Origin of the sequence: Cryobacterium sp. SO1, from assembly GCF_004210215.2 — a bacterium.
Classification (GTDB): domain Bacteria; phylum Actinomycetota; class Actinomycetes; order Actinomycetales; family Microbacteriaceae; genus Cryobacterium.
The window spans coordinates 1760881-1780824 of sequence record NZ_CP067394.1; the positions used below are offsets into that span (position 1 = coordinate 1760881).

Consider the following 19944-nt stretch of genomic DNA (forward strand, 5'->3'; position numbering starts at 1 on the left):
GTCCCGCTCCACCCGGTTGCCCCGTTCCGGACCAGCTGCTCCCCTACGCCGGAGCAACTCGTCCGCAGCGGGGCATCTCGCGTCTGGGCCCCGCTCGTCTGCGACCTCGTGTCACGCGGGCTCGTCGGCACGCGGTGCTTGCACGCTGTGCCTGTCGGGACCGGTACGTTGGTCGAGCCCGTCGAGACCCGGTGACGTACCCGCTAACCGAACGGGTTGGTGGGCGTGAGCGTGATCGAGCTGCCCTTGGCCGCGAGGGTGCCCGCTGCCGGATCCGTCGACTTGATGCTGATGATCGCCGCGATGGCGTCTGCGGCCAGGTTGTAGTTCAGTTCGAAGCCGAGGTCGGTGAGCACCTGCTTGCCCTCGTTCCAGGACATACCCACGACATTGGGGATCTCCACCGGCTCCGGGCCGCGCGAGACCGTGAGGATGAGGGTGGATCCGGCCCGGATCTGGCCTTCCTCCGTGGCGGCGACCGAGATGACGTCGCCTTCGGCGATGGCGTCGCTGTAGGTCTCCTCGCCCGAGGTGGCGACGAGGTTCTTGTCTTCGAGGATGCTGATGGCGTCGTCGACCGACTCGCCGGTGACATCGGGGATACCGCCGAGCGACACCGTGAGGTTGACGTTGAGTCCCTCGAAGTAGTCACCGCCCTGGGAGACGTCGCCGCCGTCGCTCTCCCGGCTGGCCGAGATCACCAGGCCCTCCTCGACATCACCGTTGAACACCTCGTCGATGGTTCCCGGAACTGCCTTGGCTTCGGCGATCGCCAGCGACGCGGCATCCGTGCTGAGGCCGGCCAGCACCGGAAGCGTGATGGGTGCGGGGCCCTGCGACACGTTCAGTGTCACCGTGCTGCCCTTGGGCACTCTGGAGCCGTCGCCCGGATCGGTGCTGACGATCAGTCCGGCCGCGATATCGGTGCTGTACTCGGTGCCCTGCGCGGCGACGAAACCGAGCTCCTCGAGCTGGGCCGTGGCGTCCTCGGGGGTCGCCGACACCAGCGAAGGTACCTGGATCTCCGATCCGGGGCCGACACCGAAGTACCAGCCCGCTCCGCCGGCCAGCGCCGCGAGGAGCACGATCAGGGCGAACAACCAGTAACCCCGCCGGCGGCGCTTGGTGGCCGTCCCCGCGAGTCGGGCGGTGTTGTCGGGTTCGTCGTCGTCGCGAGCGGATGCGTCCGTGGCGATGGCGGCCGTGGTCAGCGGCCCCCGGCCGAGAATCTGGGTTTCGGCGTCGGCGGATGCGGCGGCAACGCCCCGGGGCAGCACCATCGTTGCCTGCATGGCGGTGTCCTCGCGGGGCCGCACCAGCTTCTCCACGTCGAGCAGCTGGTCGAGCATCACCCTGGCGTCGCGCGGGCGCTCCTCGGGGTCACGCGCGGTGGCCCAGAGCACGAGCTCGTCAAGCTCACCGGGCACGCCCGGCGCGACCAGGCTGGGCATCGGCACGGTGTCGTTGGCGTGCTGGTAGGCCACCTGCATGGGCGCCTCGCCCACGTACGGCTGTTCGCCGGTGAGCATCTCGTAGGTCATGATGCCCAGCGCATAGATGTCGCTGCGGGCGTCGGCGACGCCGCGGGTGACGAGTTCGGGGGAGAGATATGCAACGGTGCCGAGCAGCGCCTGGCCGGTGGCCGTGTTGTTGTTCACGGCGCGCGCCAAACCGAAGTCGCCGATCTTGATGCGGCCGTCGTCGGCGAGCAGGACGTTCTCCGGCTTCACGTCGCGGTGCACGATCCCGGCTTTGTGCGCGGCGGCGAGACCGGAGAGCACGGCCTCGAGGATGTCCATGGTCTGCTCCGGGGTGAGCCGGCCGTAGTCCTTGAGCAGGTCGCGCAGCGTGATGCCGGGCAGGTGTTCCATCACCAGGTAGGCGATGTCGGCATCCTGGCCCTGGTCGAATACGTTCACCACGTTGGGGTGGGCGAGCCGGGCCGCGGAACGGGCCTCCTGGATGAAGCGGCTGCGGAAGGCGTTGTCGTCGGCCAGGTGGCCGTGCATGATCTTGATCGCCACTCGGCGTTCGAGGCGCAGGTCGGTGGCGAGGTACACGGTGGCCATACCGCCGCGGGCGATCCGGGAGCGCACCTGATAGCGGCCGTCGATGAGACGGCCGATCATGGGGTCTGAGGGGCTTTCGGTCACCCGTCGAGTCTACGGAAAACTCGGGCGTTCCTCTGGACGGCCCGCAGCGCGGCGGGACACGATTCGGTCACTGAGACCTCAATTGCGAGATTCAGCCGAGGTCGGCGAGCCAACTGCGGGCGGATGTCTCCCATTTGGCGTACAGATCGGGGTGTCCGGAGATCTGCACGGCCTGGGCGGCCTGGGTGAGAGTCATGGCCTCCCAGCCCTCGATGTCCAGCAGGCCACGGGTGACGCCGGGGTTCGGGTTCACCGCTCCGCCGAAGAACGCCCTGGTGGACCGTTCGGCGTCCATGACCTGAGCCTCGTTGCCCCAGCCGGAGCTGGGACGCTGCTGAAAGAGTCCGAGCGAATCCCGGTCGCCGTAGTCGACATTGCGCAAACCCGACTCCTGCGCGGCGGCGGCGAGGGCCACCACCAGCGCGGCGTCGTTGGCCCCGGCCTGCCGGCCGACGGCGATGATGAGTTTGGCGTTCGCGGTCATCTCAGCGGTGAGCGGTGTCACCGCTCCCTGTGCCGGGGTGGGCGTCGGGGTGATCACGACGGCCGGGGCGGCATCCAGAACCGGTGCCGAACCGGCGGACGCGGTGCCGGCGGACGCGGCACTGGGAAGGGCGAGGACTTGGCCGGGGTAGATGATGCTCGAGTAGCCCAGGCCGTTGGCTTCGAGTACGGCCTGCACCGAGACGCCGGCGCCGGTGGCGACCTTGTCCAGGGTGTCGCCGGCCACCACGGTGTGGCTGCCGGGCGTCGACGTCGTGGTGGCCGTCGCCGCGACAGTCGCAACGGTGGTCGATGCGGTGGCCGTTGCGGTGGCGGAGCCGGCGGCGGGCAGCACGATGACCTGGCCGGGGAAGATGATGCTGTTGCTGCCGAGGCCGTTCACGCTGAACAGGGCGTCGGTGGGCACCCCGTGTGCGGCGGCGACGCCGCTGAGGGTGTCGCCGGACTGGATGGTGTACCTGGTGAGTTCGGTTGCGACAGAGGCCGGGGTGGCGGCGACGGCGAGCGGGGTCGTCGACAGGGTGAGCACCTGGCCGGGGAAGATCACGGCGGACCAGCCGAGACCGTTCAGGGCCAGGACCGACGCCGTCGACAGGCCGAACTTTCCGGCGATTGCGCTGATGGTGTCGCCGTCGACAACGGTGTACTGGCTGGGCGCGGGTGTCGACGTGGCCGGCTGTACGACCTGCACCGGCTTGGGCATAGCCTGCGGCAGTGTGGTGCGGCTCTTCAGCGGCTTTTTCAGGGCGGTGGCGGCCTGAGCCGGTGACGCCAGGTTCAGCACGATCGCGATGGTGCTCACCACAACAAGGGGAATGCTGGCGAAGGCGCCGATGGAACGCCGCACTCCGGTCGTGGCCGGGCGGTGCCTGGCCGAGCTTGGTGTGGAGGCGCTCGAGGTGGCGGGCGAGCCTGTCGTCTCGACGGGGGAGTCCTGTCGGACCGTACCCGTTTCGATCTTGCTGGCTCTAACCGACATAACGCTCCGCTCGTTGACCGCTGGCGCCAACCACCTGAGTGATAGCTGACGTGTCCTCAACGCTGACACAGATGGTATGCCGAGTCAATTAACCACGCGGGTACGAGGCAGGATGTCTGGCGAAAAGGCACGGATCCGCCAAAATGGCCGCTCAGGGCGGGCAGTCTGCTGGGTGGAGCGGTCTCGTCGGGGGTTTGTCGGCAATGCCGAATCGTGGGAGGCTTGATGCGTGACCGATTCGTCTTCAGTTCAACCGCACTCCGTCCCCTCGACCGAAACAGCGTGGCTCGACATTCCCGACCTCGTTGAGGTTCTGGGCCTCAGCCACAGCCGGGTTCGGCAGCTCATTGAGGACAAGCACCTGCTCGCCGTTCGTCGCGACGGCAAGGTCAGCGTGCCGGCGTCCTTCATCCGCGATGGCGCGCCTCTCGGCGAGCTTCGCGGCACACTGATCGTGCTCGCCGACGACGGGTTCACCGACGAGCAGGCCATGGAGTGGCTGATCCAGGTGGATGACAGCCTCGGTGTTCCGCCGATCGACGCGCTCCTGGCCGGTCGCAAGGCCGAGGTGCGCCGCGTCGCCCAGGCGCTGGCCTAGCCGCAATCTGGCCTAGCCGCAGTCTGGCCTAGCCGCAGTCTGGCCTAGCCGCAGTCTGGCCTAGCCGCAGTCTGGCCCAGCCGCAGCTCGGCCTGGCGCGTCGCTAGAAGACGCGTCGTGTGACGGTGCCGGCGAATTCGATCAATTCCTCCCCGACCCCGTCGGCCACATCCGACCCGTCCAGCACCGCGAGGGCCTGGGCGACGTTCTGTTGGATGAGCGTCTCCACCCGGTCGACGGCTCCGCTGTCCACGATGATCTGCTGCAGCGAGGAGATCTCGTCCGCGCTCAGATCGGCACGGCCGAGCAGGCTGTCCACGGTCTGCCGCGCGGACCGGTCCAGGCGTTCCCGGGTCAGGGCGATCAGGACCGTACGCTTGCCCTCCCGCAGGTCGTCTCCGCTGGGCTTGCCGGTCACTGCCGCGTCCCCGAATACGCCGAGTAGGTCGTCCCTGAGCTGGTAGGCGATACCGAGCGGCAGGCCGAAGGCGCGCAGGGTGTCGAGCTGGTCGTCGGTTGCGCCGGCGAGGGCCGCGCCGATCACCAGCGGCGCCTGAACGCTGTACTTGGCCGACTTGTACACTATGACCCGAACAGCCCGATCGAGCAGCTCGGCCTCCGGCTGCACGAGCCAGGCACGTTCCTCGAGGATGTCGAGGTACTGGCCGGCCGTGACCTCGGTGCGCATGAGGTTGAATTCCCTGCGTGCCCGGCGGGCGCTGGCTCGGTCCGCGGCGTCATCGAGTCCGTCATCCAACAGCTCATCGCTCCAGCCCAACAGAAGATCGCCGAGTAGGATCGCCGAGGCCCGGCCGAAGTCGGCCGGGCTTCCGGCCCAGCCCTGGGCAGCGTGCAGGCTCTCGAAACGGCGGTGCGCGGATGGGGCGCCCCTGCGGGTGTCGGAGTTGTCGATGATGTCATCGTGAACGAGCGCGGCGGCGTGGAAGACCTCCAGCGCCGAGGCGACGGACACGATGCCGGTCGGGGTGCCGAGACTCCTGCCGAGGGTGCTGCCCGGCGGGGTCGCGAGCGGACCCGCTGCGCCTGGTTCGGCATGGGCCGGAACGCTCTGCCAACCGAGGTGCGCGAACTGTGCGCGGAACCGCTTGCCGCCGCTGAGAAACTGCCGTGAGAAGTCCACCAGGACAGCAAGGTCCGGACTTATGGTCGTCACAATTGACTCACGCGTATTGATGAATTCGTCGATACGAGAATGAACCAGATCGACCAGTCGAGTGCTTTCGGTCACCCGCCTAGCCTAGCCATCTCGGCGGGACTAGAATTAGGGTCTAATCCGCTCGATCCCCAATTGGAGGAATGAGATGCCGCTTTCAGAACAAGAGCAGCGACTCCTCGAAGAGATGGAGCGCAGTCTCTATCACAACGATGCCGAATTCGTGGCGAGCGTCGGAGGTACCCGCCTCCGCCCCAATTACCGTTCCATCGTGCTGGGGGTACTCGCCGGCGTCGTCGGGATAGCGACTCTTGTCGCCGGTGTTGCGGTGCAGCAGCTCTGGCTGGGCATCGTCGGATTCATCATCATGTTCGGGGGGGTGTTGTTGGCCGTCACTCCCGGCCGCACCGCCCGGGCGACGAGGCCGTCGGCCAACCAGTCCCGCCGCCCCGCGCAGGCGCGCAGCCAGCAGGGTTTCATGGACAAGCTCAATGATCGCTGGGACCGTCGCCAGGACGGCCAGCAGTAACGAAGTGCACACCACGCAGCAGTAACGCTCAGCAGCAGTCAACAACGCCCGCCGTCACCCAGACGGCGGGCGTTCTGCATTCACCTCGCCCGCCACCCCCGCACCCCTCCCTTTTCGCCCACTTCGTCGCAGCCCGCAGGACCGGCCATCATGCCGGTCCTTTTTTGTGCCCAAATCCGCCCCAAAAGTATCCAAAACGTGGGATTTTCCTCCACCCGGTGATTCACAGTGTTCCTGGGGAATATTTGGGCACTTTCGCAGCAATATCGCGCGTTTTTCGGACATCGTGGTTGATAGTGGAGTAAAGTGGAGCAACACCTGACCTTGGCCGGAAGAGAGGGGTGATGAATGTTCCTCGGGACCTATGCCCCCAGGCTCGACGAAAAAGGACGCGTCATCCTGCCGGCCAAGTTCCGCGAGGACCTCTCGACCGGCATCGTGATGACGCGCGGCCAGGAACGTTGCCTCTACGTCTTCACCTCGCGTGATTTCGACGACGTGCACGAGAAGATCCGCCAGGCGCCCATCACCAGCAAGGAGGGACGCGACTTCTTCCGCGTCTTCCTGTCCGGCGCCAGCGCCGAGACTCCCGACAAACAGAACCGGGTGACCATCCCCGCCAACCTGAGGGCCTATGCGGGCCTGGGTCGCGACCTCACGGTGATCGGCGTGGGCAACCGCGTGGAGATCTGGGACACCGAGGTCTGGGATGCCTATCTCATCGAGCAGGAAGCCTCGTTCGCCAACATCACGGAGGAGGTGATTCCGGGACTCTTCTAGCTCCTGGTGCCCGACTCCCAGCCGTTGCCCTCCTGACACACTTCCCCGGTGCCAGGCGGAACGGATGGGGATCCGGCCCCAGGATCCAGCCCCGGTAGCTATGAACACCAGCGCAGACAACAACACAGACGACAACACGAGCAACGAGATGAACAGCGACAACACCCCCGAACGTCCGGTCGAGAAACCGCAGCTCAACGAGATCCACACCCCGGTGCTGCTCGAGCGCAGCATCGAACTCCTCGGCCCGGTGCTGGACAAGCCCGGCGCGGTCCTCGTCGACGCCACGCTGGGCATGGGCGGCCACGCCGAAGCCATGCTCACCCGGTTCCCGGATCTGACCCTGGTGGGGCTGGACCGCGACCTCGACGCCCTGGCCGTGGCCGAGGAGCGCCTCAAGCCATTCCGGGACCGCATCCACCTCGTGCACACCGTGTACGACGGCATCCTCGACGCCCTCGCCGGCCTCGGCATCAGCGAGGTCCAGGGCATCCTCTTCGACCTCGGAGTCTCCAGCATGCAACTCGACCAGGTCGAGCGAGGCTTCTCCTACTCCAAGGACGCCCCGCTGGACATGCGCATGGACAGCACCTCTCCGCTCACTGCCGAGCGGATCCTCGCCGATTACAGCGAGGCCGACCTTCGCCGCATCTTCCAGGAGTATGGCGAAGAGAAGCTCGCCGGCCGCTACGCCAAGGCGATCGTTGAGGCGCGCACAACGACTCCCTTCGTCAGGTCCGCCCAACTCGTCGAGGTCATCACCAAGGTCACCCCGGTCGCCGTTCAGCGAATGGGCCACCCCGCCAAGCGGGTCTTCCAGGCGCTGCGCATCGAGGTCAACCAGGAGCTGGCCGTCCTCGAACGTGCTATCCCGGCCGCGATGGAAGCCGTCGCCGTCGGCGGCCGAATCGTCTCGATGGCCTACCAGTCGCTCGAAGACCGCATCGTCAAGCGGATGTTCGCCGCCGCGTCGACCTCCAGCGCCCCGGCGGGACTGCCTGTGGAGCTTCCGGAACACCAGCCGCTGTTCACCCTGCTGATCCGGGGCGCCGAACTGGCATCCGACGAAGAAAAAGCCATCAACCCCCGTGCAACATCGGTTCGCCTGCGTGCCGCCGAACGACTGAGGAGAGCCGAATGAGCGACAACCTGGCCCGGGTGCTGACAGCTGACGCGCGGCCCCAATTCACCGAACGCCCAGGCGCCGACGAACGCCGTCACATCGAGATCGTCAGCCCGAGCACGCACAAGCGTCCCCGGATCGTCTACGCACTGTCGGCCGTAGCCTGTGTGGGCGCCATCGTCATCGCCCAGCTGCTGCTGAGCGTTGGGATCTCGCAGGGGGCCTACGAGATCTCGGCCCTGCGCGCCAGCCAGGTGGAACTGGGCCGCACAGCCGACAGCGTGAGCGAAGACCTGATCCGGGTGTCCTCGCCGCAGAGCCTCGCGGCCAACGCCGAAGCACTCGGCATGGTCAGCAACTCCACACCGGCCTACCTGCGGCTCTCCGACGGCGCGGTCCTCGGCGCTCCCACCTCCGCCAGCGGCGGCCAGGCCGGTGCCGTCAGCCTGGTCCCGAACTCCCTGCTCACCGGCGTGCCGCTGGTCACCCAGGTACCCGCCGGCGGCCAGGGGGCCAGCGTCGCCTCCGGCGCGCCTGCGGCCGGAACAACCCCTGTAGCAGTTACGGTAGCCGACGGCCTGCCGTCGCCGACCACTCGATAGACGCCGGTACAGTCCGATACAGGAGGACCACCACGTGGCCAAAACCAACATGTCCAGCAAACGCAGGGTCGCGGCCACGGTCGTCGTGCTCTTCGCCATCATCGGCCTGTTCGTGGTGCGCCTTGTCGACATCCAGCTCGTGCGGGCCGAGACCCTCAGTGCCGACTCGCTCGGCAACCGATCGGTCGAGCGCACCGTGTACGGCTCGCGGGGCGAGATCCTCGACGCCAACGGCGTCGTTCTGGCCGGAACCGTGATGCGGTACGACGTGGCCCTCTCGCCCAAAAACGCCTCACCGTTCACCCGCACCGTCGACGGGGTCGAGACGTCAGTTCCCCTGGCCCAGTCCGTCGCGGAAATCGGCGCTGTCGTCGGCCTGTCCGCCGATCAGGTCCAGGCCCTGATCACCGACTCCCTCGCCGACAACCCCAAGTCCGACTACGCGCTCGTCGCCAAGAAGGTCGGCGTTGACGCGTTCAGAGCGCTGTACGCGCTCGAGATCCCCTGGCTCACCTTCACCCAGAACCCCGGCCGGGTCTACCCCAACGGTGCCGTCGCAGGCAATATCGTCGGCTTCGTCTCGTCGGAGGGTGAGGCGCAGGCCGGTCTTGAGGCCGGCGAAGACTCCTGCCTCGCCAGCAACAACGGCATCGAAACCTACGAGCGCGGCGCCGACGGCGTGCGTTTGCCGGAAAGCACTGTTGCCACCGAGTCCGCCGTCAACGGCAGCGACGTGATCACCACCATCGACTCTGACCTGCAATTCTTCGTGCAGCAGGTGCTCGCCGAACAGGCCCAGAAGACCGGTGCGGCGTGGGGCAACGTCGTCGTGCAAGAGGTCAAGACCGGCAAGCTCGTCGCTGTGGCCGACTATCCCAGTGTCGACCCGAACGACGTCAACGCCACGACCAACCCCGAAGATCGCGGCTCACGCGCCTTCACAGCCTCTTATGAGCCTGGTTCGACATTCAAGGCCCTCACCGCAGCCTCGGTCCTCGACGCGGGCCTGGCGACGCCGGAGTCGCAGGTTGTGGCCCCGTACCGCTACCTGCCCGAGAACGGCGCCAACATCAACGACAGCTCGGCGCATGGCGACCTGCGCCTCACCCTCGCCGGGGTGCTGATCGAGTCGTCCAACACGGGCACGTCGCAGTTCGGCGAGCGTCTGAACGACCAGCAGCGCTACGACTACATGACCAAGTTCGGTGTCGGCACCGAAACCGAGAGCGGCTTCCCGGGCGAGGATCCCGGCATCCTGCACCCGGCCGACGAGTGGGACAACCAGACCGGATACGCGACCATGTTCGGCCAGGGTCTGACCACAACGGCGCTGCAGGTGTCGAGTATCTACCAGACCATCGCCAATGGCGGCGTCCGGATGCCCGTGCAGCTGGTATCCGGCTGCCGCGCGGCAGACGGCACCCTCACCGAGGTTCCCGCAGCCGAGGGCACCCAGGTCGTCTCGGCCTCAGCGGCGCGCGACACGGCGGACATCCTCGAAATGGTGTACCAGAAGGCCTGGCTGGCCGACACGTGGAAGATCCCGGGATACCGGGCGGCCGCCAAGACCGGCACGGCGCAGATGCCCGACGGCAACGGCGGCTACTCCACGGGCTACCTGGTGTCGGTGTCCGGCTTCGCCCCGGCCGACGATCCGCAGTACGTCGTTTCGGTGAGTCTGGCCGATCCTGTTAACATGAATTCGTCAGCAGCACCCGCTCCGGTCTTTCAAGAGGTCATGAGTCAGGTGCTGAAAAAGTACCGGGCAGTTCCCTCGGGCGCCGCCGCGCCTGATCTCCCCGGTACCTGGTAAGAAAGTGAGCCTCGTGACCGATTCGGCACCGTCGGCTCTCCGTCCTCAGCATCCGGTCCCGCGATCGTTGTCCGGACTGGTCGATGAATTTGAGCTAGACACCCGCGGCGATACCGCGACCCGGGAACTGACCGGCGTGAGCCTCAGCTCGCGCACCGTGCAACCCGGCGACCTGTTCGTCGGGGTGCCCGGCCGGATGAGCCATGGTGCCGCGTATGCCCAGGCCGCCCGCGAAGCCGGTGCCGTCGCTGTGCTGACCGACGAGGCCGGCGCGCTGCTGGCCGCGGGCTGCGGCCTGCCGATCCTGGTCACCGTCGACGTCCGTACCGCGCTGGGCCACGTCGCCGGTTGGATCCATCGCACTGCCGAGAACCCGGCGGACCTCTTCGCCGTCACCGGCACCAATGGCAAGACCAGTGTCGTCTACCTGGTTTTCGCCATCCTCACCCAGCTCGGCGTCGTCGCGGGGCTCACCTCAACGGCCGAGCGCCGGATCGGCGACGTCGCCGTGACGAGTTCCCTGACCACCCCGGAGGCCAGCGAACTGCACGCCCTCCTGGCCCGGATGCGCGAAGCCGAGGTGCGTGCCGTGGGTATCGAGGTGTCAGCCCAGGCGATCACCCGCCACCGGGTCGACGGCCTGGTCTTCGACGTCGCGGGCTTCACGAACCTCTCCCACGACCACCTCGACGACTACGCGTCCATGGAGGAGTACTTCCAGTCCAAGCTGGAGCTCTTCCAGCCCGGCCGTTCCCGCCGCGGAGTGGTCACGGTGGACTCCGCGTGGGGCCGCCGCATCGCTGCGGAGAGCCGGATCCCGGTCACCACCCTCGCCAACAACCCCGTGGTCGGCTCGGCCGACGCCGACCGCCGGCCGGCCGAAGCGGACTGGCGCATGAACGTCGTGCAGGCCGGTGCCCGCTTCACCGAATTCACCCTCGACGGACCCGACGGCCGACGGCTGCAGACGCGGGTGCCGCTGCTCGGCTGGTACATGGCCGCCAACGCGGCCCTGGCCATCGTGATGCTGGTGGAGAGCGGCTTCGACCTGGCCGCCATCGAACATGCCCTCACCCGCGACGGCGGCATCGACGCATACATCCCTGGGCGCGCCGAACTGATCTCCGGAGACCGGGGCCCATTGGTCTACATCGACTACGGCCACAGCCCGGACGCCTTCCTCAACACCCTGGGTGCGATCCGCGACTCCACCGCCGGGCGCATCATCATGGTCTTCGGCGCCGACGGCGACCGGGATAAGACCAAGCGCGCCGCCATGGGCGCCATAGCCGCCCGCGGTGCGGATGCCGTCGTCATCACGGACTTCCATCCGCGGTTCGAAGACCCGGCCACCATCAGGGCCACCCTGCTCGCCGCGGCACGCGAGGCCGTGCCTGCGGGGGAACTCTACGAGGTCCCCGACCCCGCCACAGCCTTCCGCCGCGCGCTATCGTTGGCCGCGGAGGGCGATGTCGTGCTCTACTCAGGGCCCGGCCACGAGAACTACCAGGAGGTAGCCGGAGTGAAACTCCCGTATTCAGCCAGGGATGACGCCCGACTCGCCCTGCGGGAAGCCGGGTGGCTGTAATGATCGCCCTGACCCTGGCAGAGATCGCCGCCGCCACGAACGGCACACTGCACCTGTACACGGGGCACCTCGTCGACCCGTCGGCCCCTGACGCCCTGACCATCGAGTCGCTCGTCGGCGGAGCCGTGCATACGGACTCCCGTGAGGTGACCGCCGGCGACATCTTCGTCGCCAAGCCGGGGGAGGAGACCGACGGTCACCTCTTCGCGCCGGCCGCCGTCACCGGCGGCGCCGTCGTGATCATCGTCGAACGGGTACTGGATCTGCCTGTGGCCCAGGTGCTGGTGCCCGACGCCGTCGTCGCCCTGGGCGACCTCGCCACGGCAGTGATCACCCGGGTCCGTGCCGCGGGCCGCCTCCAGGTCGTCGGTATCACCGGATCCAACGGCAAGACCACCACCAAGAACCTCCTGCGTGCCATCCTCGAACGCGTCGGCCCCACCGTCGCCGCGCGCGCCTCGTTCAACAACGAGGTCGGCGCCCCACTGACCATGCTCGAAGTCACGAAGGACACCCGATTCCTCGTCGCCGAGATGGGCGCAAGCGCCGAGGGCGAGATCCGCCGCCTGGTGCGGATGGCCCGACCCGACATCGGCATCGTGCTCAAGGTGGGATTGGCCCACGCCGGCGGGTTCGGCGGTATCGAAGCCACCGTTCGCGCCAAATCCGAGATGGTCACCGACCTCGGCTCCACCGACATCGCGATCCTGAACATCGACGACGACCGGGTGGCCGGTATGGCCGCCGTCACCGCCGCCCGCGTGCTGTGGTTCGGTGAGAGCGACGGCGCAACCGTGCGGGCCTCCGCGATCCACGGCAGCCGCACCGGCACCAGCTTCACCCTGCACCTGCCGGACGGCGCCAGCCGTCCCGTGTCCTTCAGGGTCCTCGGCGAGCACCACGTGATGAACGCCTTGGCGGCGGCCGCCGCCGCCGACGCCCTCGGGGTCCCTATCGACGACATCGTCAGCGCCCTCGAATCAGTTAGCGTCGCCGAACGCTGGCGCATGGAGGTCCTCGGTGGTCGGGACGACGTCACCGTCATCAACGACGCCTACAACGCCAGTCCCGATTCGATGACCGCGGCGCTCAAGACCCTGGCCCAGATTCGGAAGCCCGGCGGGCGCAGCATCGCGGTGCTCGGTGAGATGAGCGAGCTGGGGGAGCTGTCCGGCGAGGAACACGACAGGATCGGGCTCCTCGCGGTGCGCCTGAACATCTCCCAGCTCATCGTGGTCGGCCGTGCCGCCCGTCGCATGCACATCAGCACCATCAACGAGGGCTCCTGGGACGGGGAATCGGCGTACGTTGACACCGCGGACGAGGCCTTCGACCTGCTTCGCGACACCATCAAGCCTGGCGACACCGTGCTCGTCAAATCATCAAATTCAGCTGGACTCCGATTCCTCGGCGACCGACTGGGAAAGTTGTACTCGTGATTGCCCTCCTGCTGGCCGGAGCGATGTCCCTCGTCTTCACCCTGACGCTGACCCCGCTGTTCATCCGGCTGTTCCACAAGCTGGGCTGGGGCCAGTTCATCCGCGACGACGGACCCAAGAGCCACCACGCCAAGCGGGGCACCGCCACCATGGGTGGCATCATCATCATCGTGGGCGTCCTGATCAGCTACTTCCTGGCGATGTGGGTGCAACAGCGACCGCTCACGGCGTCACCGCTGCTGGTGCTGTTCATGATGGTTGGGCTGGGCTTGGTCGGGTTCCTCGACGACTTCCTCAAGACCCGCAACCAACGCAGCCTCGGCCTCGGCGGCTGGCAGAAGATCGCCGGGCAGGTCGTCGTCGCCGGCGCCTTCGGGTGGATGGCGCTGCAGTTCCCGGACAAGTACGGCCAGACTCCGGCGTCCACGCACATCTCGTTCATCAGGGACCTGCCACTGGACTTCATGAAGCTCGGCACGTTCATCGGGATCGCCGCGTTCATCATCTGGATCTGCTTGATCGTGGCCGCCGCATCCAACGGGGTCAACGTCACCGACGGCCTCGACGGCCTCGCCACCGGTTCCCTGGTGTTCGCGATCGGCTCGTACATCATCATCGGGTTCTGGCAGTCCAACCAGTCCTGCAACCCCGGCGGATCCGATATCGCGGACATGTACAAGTGCTATGCAGGGCCCGAAGCCTTCGACCTGGCCATCGTGGCCGCGGCTATCGTCGGCGGCCTCATCGGCTTCCTCTGGTGGAACACATCGCCGGCCAAGATCTTCCTCGGCGACACCGGCTCGCTCGGCCTGGGCGGCGCGCTGGCCGCGCTGGCGATCCTCAGCCGCACCGAACTGCTGCTGGTACTCATCGGCGGCCTCTTCGTGATCGAGGCAGGTTCGGTCATCGTGCAGCGCGCGTACTTCAAGGTCACCCGGGGCAAGCGGATCTTCCTGATGAGCCCGATCCATCACCATTTCGAACTCAAGGGCTGGGCAGAGGTCACCGTCGTGGTGCGATTCTGGATCATCGGCGGGCTGCTCGTGGCTGCCGGCGTCGGAACGTTCTACCTCGAGTGGCTGGCCCGGGTGGCCCGCTGATGGGCGCCCATTCCTTCGACCCACCCCGCCAAGCCCCGGACCGGCACCGCCGGTTAGACACCCTGACCAGCTGGCACTCGGACTGGAGGGGCCTCAGCGTGGCCGTCCTCGGTCTGGGCATGACGGGTTTCGCCGCGGCGGACACCCTGGCCGAACTCGGTGCCGACGTCCTCGTCGTGGCCGGCCGGGCCCCCGACGACAGGGCCCGCCTGCTCCAGGTGCTCGGTGTGCCCCTGGTCACCGCCGATCTGGACGCGGCGCCTGACGCGCTGGTCTCCCACGACCCCGAGCTGATCATCGTCTCCCCTGGCTTCCACCCCGACCATCCGCTGCTCCAGTGGGCCGCCAGTCACGCCATCCCGGTCTGGGGCGACATCGAGCTGGCCTGGCGGTTACGCGACAAGGTCGGACCCGCGGCACCCTGGATCCTGGTGACCGGCACCAACGGCAAGACCACGACAGTGCAGCTCGCCGCGACGATGATCGCCGCCGGCGGGCACCGCGTCGCACCGTGCGGGAACATCGGTGTTCCCGTGCTCGACGCGATCCGCGACCCGCAGGGCTGGGATGTTCTCGTCGTCGAACTCTCCAGCTACCAGCTGCACCACCTGCCGCTGAGCGGCCCCGGCGCCCTCGTGCCGGTCTCCACCGTCTGCCTCAACATCGCCGACGACCACATCGACTGGCATGGTTCAGCGCTCGCGTACCGCGACGCGAAGGCGAAGGTCTACGCCAACACCACTGTGGCCTGCGTCTACAACAAGGCCGACCTCGCCACCATGCGCATGGTCGAGGACGCCGACGTCAGTGACGGTGCCCGGGCGATCGGCTTCGGCCTTGGCGTGCCAGGGCCCAGCGACCTGGGCATCGTCGACGGGATCCTCTGCGATCGTGCGTTCCTCGAGGACCGCTTCGACAGTGCCATCGAACTCACCACGGTCGCCGACCTCGTCGCCGTCGGCCTCGCCGCACCGCACGTGGTCGCCAACATCCTGGCCGCCGCCGCATTGGCCAGGTCCTTCGACGTGCCGCCGGACGCGATCCGCGCGGCCCTGGCCACCTTCAGGCTGGACGCGCACCGGATCGAGGTCATCGCGACCCACGACGGCATCAGCTGGATCGACGATTCGAAGGCCACCAACCCGCATGCGGCTGACGCGTCGCTCGCGGCGTTCGACTCCGTCGTCTGGTTGGTGGGTGGTCTGCTCAAGGGAGTCGACATCGGCGACCTCGTCGCCCGGCACGCCGGTCGGCTGCGCGGTGCCGTGGTGATCGGGGTCGAGCGGGCGGAAGTCCTTGCCGCATTCCGGCGACACGCCCCGGCCCTGCGCGTATTCGAGATCGACTCAGATGACACTGGACAGGTCATGCCGTCCGCCGTCGATATGGCCGCGTCCCTGGCCGAGGCCGGTGACGTGGTCCTGCTGGCGCCGGCCGCGGCATCCATGGACCAGTTCGCGAGTTATGCGGAACGCGGGGCGATGTTCGCCCAGGCCGTACACGATTATTTGGGAGGTGGGTCGCATGAAGATCCGTCCTCGTACCCGGGTGCCTGAGCACGGCGACAACCAGCGCGGCAGCAACCTGACCCGGATCAACCTCGGCAAGGTCTTCCGCGCCGAATCGACGAACTACCTGCTCCTTTTGGGCACGACGCTCTTCCTGGTGCTCTTCGGCCTGGTCATGGTGTTGTCCTCCTCGTCGGTGGACTCCTACCTGGAGGACGCCGGTTTCTACGGCGGCTTGTTCCGGCAGGGCATCTTCGCGGTCCTGGGTATCCCGCTGATGCTGGTGATCAGCCGGTTGCCCGTGACCTTCTGGAAGCGCGTCGCCTGGCCGGCCCTGGCCGTGTCCTGCTTCTTCCAATGTCTGGTGATCTTCACCCCGCTGGGCGTCACCGTCGCTGGAAACACCAACTGGCTCTCCATCGGCGGGGTGCAGTTCCAGCCCTCAGAGGCCATCAAGGTCGCCCTGGTGATCTGGCTCGGCGTGATCCTGGCGCAAAAGCAGGACAAGCTCGACGACTGGCGCCACGTCTACATCCCGGTGTTCGGCGTGGGCGGCGGCTCGGTCATGCTGGTGATGATCGGCGGTGACCTCGGAACCGTGATCATCATGGCCGGGATCCTGTTCGGAGCGCTGTTCTTCGCCGGTGTGCGGCTGCGGATGCTCGCCCTGCCGCTGGGCATCGGCGTGGTCGCCGGCGGCCTGCTCGCGATCAGCAGCGAAAACCGGATGACCCGCATCCTGAGCTTCGCCGTCGACGGCTGCGACGAGCTGAACGGCACGATCTCGGCTGCCTGCTGGCAACCCCTGCACGGCACGTGGGCCTTGGCCAACGGGGGAGTGTTCGGCGCGGGCCTGGGCAACTCCAAGGCCAAGTGGTCATGGTTGCCGGCCGCGGACAACGACTACATCTTCGCCATCATCGGTGAAGAGCTCGGCCTGATCGGCGCCGTCGTTGTGCTGCTGATGTTCGTCCTTCTCGCCTTCGCGTTCATCCGCATCATGCGCGGTACCGCCAACATGCAGATCAAGGTGACCACCTCGGCCGTCATGGTCTGGATCATCGGCCAGGCCCTGGTCAACATCGGTGTGGTGCTCGGCGTGCTCCCGGTGCTCGGCGTGCCGCTCCCGTTGATCTCCGCCGGTGGCACGGCTCTGCTGACCACCCTCGCGGCGATCGGTGTCGTGCTGTCCTTCGCCCGAAGCGACCATAACCTGGCCGAAGAGCCCACGAGCCGCGCGGCTGCGCCCGCACGTCCGGCTCCGGCCGTCCCCACCCGCCTGGCTCCGGCGCCGGGCGCCCCGAAACGAGGAAGCACCAGATGACGACATACCTGCTGGCCGGAGGCGGCACCGCCGGCCATGTCAATCCATTGCTCGCCGTCGCCGACGCGCTCAGACTCCGCGACCCCGCCGCGACCGTGCTCGTGCTCGGCACCGCGGAGGGACTGGAGTCCAGGCTGGTTCCCGAGCGCGGCTACGAACTCCTGATAGTCCCGCGGCTGCCCTTCCCCCGGCGGCCGAACCGGGCCGCCCTCGGCTTCCTGCCGAAGTTCAATCGTGCCATCAACGACGTCGCCGCCATTCTGCGCCAACGCCGGGTTGACGTCGTCGTCGGCTTCGGCGGCTACGTCGCCACCCCGGCGTACCTGGCCGCGCGCCGGGCCGGCGTGCCGATCGCGATCCACGAAGCCAACGCCAAGCCCGGGCTGGCCAACCGGGTCGGCGCCGCACTGACCCGGTCGGTCGGGGTGGCCTTCCCCGGCACGCGCCTCCGCCATGCCCGCGTGGTCGGCATGCCGCTGCGCCGGGAAATTGAAACGCTCGACCGGGCCGGCTCCAGGCCGGCCGGCCTGGAGTTCTTCGGCCTCGACTCCGACCGACCGGTCCTGCTCGTCACCGGCGGCTCCCTTGGCGCCCGTCGCATCAACCGCACCATTGTGGATTCCGCCACTGTCCTCTCCGAGTCCGGCTGGCAGGTCCTGCACATCACCGGCAACGCCGCGGAGGTCGATGACCCCCGTCTGCCCGGTTACCGGATGATCGCCTATTGCGACCGAATGGACCTGGCGCTCTCCGTCGCCGACTTCGCCGTCTCCCGCGCCGGAGCAGCAACGGTCAGCGAACTCAGCGCCCTCGGGATCCCCGCGGCGTTCGTGCCATACCCGGTCGGCAACGGCGAACAGCGGTTCAACGCCGCCGACGTCGTGGCCGGCGGCGGCGGCATCCTCGTCGACGACGCCGACTTCCTGCCCGGCTGGATCCGAGCCGAGCTGCTGCCGGTGCTGGCCGAACCCCGGCGCATTCACGACATGAGCGCCGCCGCCCTCTCCGCCGGGGTGCTTGACGGCACCGCGCGCACACTCGAGCTCGTCGATGAGGCGTCCGGTGCGGCGCCCGGTGCTGAGCCGGGTGCTGCGCCGGGTGCAACGGCACCGCACTCCGCGTAACGTTGACGCCAGACCCGAACCGCTCGCAGCACCCGCAGCACCGCCCTAACAGCTTCACCCGCGCACCGCCAGCCAGAAAGACGCACACGTGATCAAGCCAGACCTGACCCTGATAGTTCCCGAAGACCTCGGCACTGTGCACTTCGTGGGTATCGGCGGCTCGGGGATGAGCGGTATCGCCCGTCTGTTCCTCGCCGCCGGCCACACCGTGACCGGCTCCGACTCGCGCGACTCCGACAACGTGCAGGCCCTACGCGCGCTGGGGGCGACCATCACTATCGGCCACGACGCGGCCAACGTGGGCGACGCCGACAGTCTGGTCGTCACCGGCGCCCTCTGGCAGGACAACCCCGAATACGTGCTCGCCACCGAACGCGGTCTGCCGGTGCTGCACAGGTCCCAGGCCCTCGCCTGGCTGATCCGCTCGCACCGGCTCGTCTCAGTGGCCGGTGCGCACGGCAAGACCACCTCCACGGGCATGATCGTCACCGGGCTCCTCGGCCTCGGCCAGGACCCCAGCTTCGTCAACGGCGGCGTGATCGAATCCCTCGGCGTCAGCGCCGGCAGCGGAGCCGACGATCTCTTCGTGGTTGAGGCCGACGAGTCCGACGGCTCCTTCCTGCTCTACAACACCGGTATCGCGCTGATCACCAACGTCGACCCGGACCACCTCGACCACTACGGCTCGCTCGAGGCCTTCGAGGCGGCATTCGTCGAATTCGCGCAGAACGCCGACGAATTCGTGGTGGTCTCCTCCGACGACCCCGGAGCTGTCCACGTCACCGAACGGCTCTCCGACAAGCGCATCATCACCTTCGGCGAAGCAGAAGGTGCCACAGCCCGGGTGCACTCCATCGGCACCGCAGGCCCCGTGAGCTTCACCGTGAACTGGGACGGGGTCGACTACTCGGCCACCCTGCGCATCCCCGGCCGGCACAATGCGATCAATGCCGCCGGCGCCTTCGCCGTGCTCGTGGGCCTGGGCTTCGACCCGGCCTCCTCCCTCGAGGCGATCGCGGCGTTCGGCGGAACCGAGCGCCGGTTCGAATTGCACGGCACCGTGCGCGGCGTGAGCGTCTACGACGACTACGCCCACCACCCCACCGAAGTGGCGGCAGCGCTCTCCGCCGCCCGCACAGTGGTCGGCTCAGGCCGGATCATCGCCGTGCACCAGCCGCACCTCTACAGCCGCACCCGGCTGTTCGCTCAGGAATTCGCTGACACCCTGGAGAAGTACGCCGACGAGACCATCGTGCTCGCGGTCTACGGAGCCCGCGAAGACCCCGAACCCGGGGTGACCGGTGCGCTGGTCTCCGAGCGTTTCCAGGACCCGACCCACGTCGCCTACATCCCCGAATGGCAGGATGCCGCTGACTACCTCGGCACCATAGCCAGGGACGGCGACTTCGTCGTGACGCTCGGCTGTGGAGACGTTTACCGCATCGTGCCGCAGCTGCTCGAATCCCTCGCCGAAGAGTCCTCGGCGAGGACGCGCGGATGACGGACCTCCCCGGCGTTCGGGCATGAAACGTCCCGCAGGGCCCCCGGCGCCTTCGGCGGCAGCACAGCCCTCCGGGCCGCCGCCGCCCGCACCGGCGCCGCGCCA

At 67.8% G+C, this 19944-nt stretch carries 16 protein-coding genes; 13 read left to right on the plus strand and 3 right to left on the minus strand.

Annotation, left to right across the window (positions count from 1 at the left end; translation table 11 throughout):
• Nucleotides 1–203: 203 nt before the first annotated feature.
• Both pknB and BJQ95_RS08305 read right to left on the minus strand, forming a co-directional pair.
• Nucleotides 204–2153 carry a Stk1 family PASTA domain-containing Ser/Thr kinase gene (gene pknB / locus BJQ95_RS08300; RefSeq protein ID WP_130179242.1) on the minus strand — a complete coding sequence of 650 codons (1950 nt, stop codon included), beginning with the start codon at nt 2151–2153 and terminating at the stop codon, nt 204–206.
• 91 nt (nt 2154–2244) lie between these two features.
• A complete protein-coding gene (locus tag BJQ95_RS08305) occupies nt 2245–3636 on the minus strand; it encodes a LysM peptidoglycan-binding domain-containing protein (protein WP_165385034.1) in 1392 nt (463 codons plus the stop codon).
• 229 nt (nt 3637–3865) lie between these two features.
• Here BJQ95_RS08305 and BJQ95_RS08310 point away from each other — a divergent pair, with 229 nt between their 5' ends.
• Complete coding sequence (locus BJQ95_RS08310; protein ID WP_165385033.1) at nt 3866–4234, plus strand: Rv2175c family DNA-binding protein; 369 nt, start codon at nt 3866–3868, stop codon at nt 4232–4234.
• 103 nt (nt 4235–4337) lie between these two features.
• Here the strand turns inward: BJQ95_RS08310 and BJQ95_RS08315 are convergent, their stop codons facing one another.
• Nucleotides 4338–5483, minus strand: coding sequence for a polyprenyl synthetase family protein (locus BJQ95_RS08315; RefSeq protein WP_256041591.1), 1146 nt, complete (start codon nt 5481–5483; stop codon nt 4338–4340).
• A 73-nt stretch (nt 5484–5556) separates the two neighbouring features.
• Between BJQ95_RS08315 and BJQ95_RS08320 the strand changes: the two genes are divergently transcribed.
• From BJQ95_RS08320 to murC, 12 genes are all read left to right on the plus strand, one after another.
• Nucleotides 5557–5937 carry a DUF3040 domain-containing protein gene (locus BJQ95_RS08320; RefSeq protein WP_130179241.1) on the plus strand — a complete coding sequence of 127 codons (381 nt, stop codon included), beginning with the start codon at nt 5557–5559 and terminating at the stop codon, nt 5935–5937.
• A gap of 348 nt (nt 5938–6285) precedes the next feature.
• A complete protein-coding gene (mraZ, locus tag BJQ95_RS08325; RefSeq protein WP_130176618.1) occupies nt 6286–6717 on the plus strand; it encodes a division/cell wall cluster transcriptional repressor MraZ in 432 nt (143 codons plus the stop codon).
• A gap of 148 nt (nt 6718–6865) precedes the next feature.
• A complete protein-coding gene (rsmH, locus tag BJQ95_RS08330; RefSeq protein WP_130176622.1) occupies nt 6866–7858 on the plus strand; it encodes a 16S rRNA (cytosine(1402)-N(4))-methyltransferase RsmH in 993 nt (330 codons plus the stop codon).
• Nucleotides 7855–8442 (plus strand): hypothetical protein, encoded by a 588-nt coding sequence (locus BJQ95_RS08335; RefSeq protein WP_130176617.1) that lies wholly within the window; start codon nt 7855–7857, stop codon nt 8440–8442. Before rsmH ends, BJQ95_RS08335 begins: the two co-directional genes overlap by 4 nt.
• Before the next feature lie 34 nt (nt 8443–8476).
• Nucleotides 8477–10255 carry a penicillin-binding protein 2 gene (locus BJQ95_RS08340; protein WP_240694626.1) on the plus strand — a complete coding sequence of 593 codons (1779 nt, stop codon included), beginning with the start codon at nt 8477–8479 and terminating at the stop codon, nt 10253–10255.
• Between the two features lie 13 nt (nt 10256–10268).
• Nucleotides 10269–11843, plus strand: coding sequence for a Mur ligase family protein (locus BJQ95_RS08345; RefSeq protein ID WP_130176616.1), 1575 nt, complete (start codon nt 10269–10271; stop codon nt 11841–11843).
• Entirely contained in the window at nt 11843–13282 is a 1440-nt protein-coding gene (gene murF / locus BJQ95_RS08350) for a UDP-N-acetylmuramoyl-tripeptide--D-alanyl-D-alanine ligase (protein ID WP_130176615.1), read from the plus strand. The genes BJQ95_RS08345 and murF overlap by 1 nt, the downstream gene beginning before the upstream one ends.
• Nucleotides 13279–14382 (plus strand): phospho-N-acetylmuramoyl-pentapeptide-transferase, encoded by a 1104-nt coding sequence (mraY, locus tag BJQ95_RS08355; RefSeq protein WP_130176614.1) that lies wholly within the window; start codon nt 13279–13281, stop codon nt 14380–14382. Before murF ends, mraY begins: the two co-directional genes overlap by 4 nt.
• Nucleotides 14382–15938 carry a UDP-N-acetylmuramoyl-L-alanine--D-glutamate ligase gene (gene murD / locus BJQ95_RS08360; protein WP_130176613.1) on the plus strand — a complete coding sequence of 519 codons (1557 nt, stop codon included), beginning with the start codon at nt 14382–14384 and terminating at the stop codon, nt 15936–15938. The genes mraY and murD overlap by 1 nt, the downstream gene beginning before the upstream one ends.
• A complete protein-coding gene (ftsW, locus tag BJQ95_RS08365; protein ID WP_205750044.1) occupies nt 15907–17214 on the plus strand; it encodes a putative lipid II flippase FtsW in 1308 nt (435 codons plus the stop codon). Before murD ends, ftsW begins: the two co-directional genes overlap by 32 nt.
• On the plus strand, nt 17211–18338 hold the full coding sequence (locus BJQ95_RS08370) for a glycosyltransferase (RefSeq protein ID WP_130176611.1): 1128 nt from the start codon (nt 17211–17213) through the stop codon (nt 18336–18338). Before ftsW ends, BJQ95_RS08370 begins: the two co-directional genes overlap by 4 nt.
• 88 nt (nt 18339–18426) lie before the next feature.
• Complete coding sequence (murC, locus tag BJQ95_RS08375) at nt 18427–19839, plus strand: UDP-N-acetylmuramate--L-alanine ligase (RefSeq protein WP_130176610.1); 1413 nt, start codon at nt 18427–18429, stop codon at nt 19837–19839.
• Nucleotides 19840–19944: the final 105 nt, after the last annotated feature.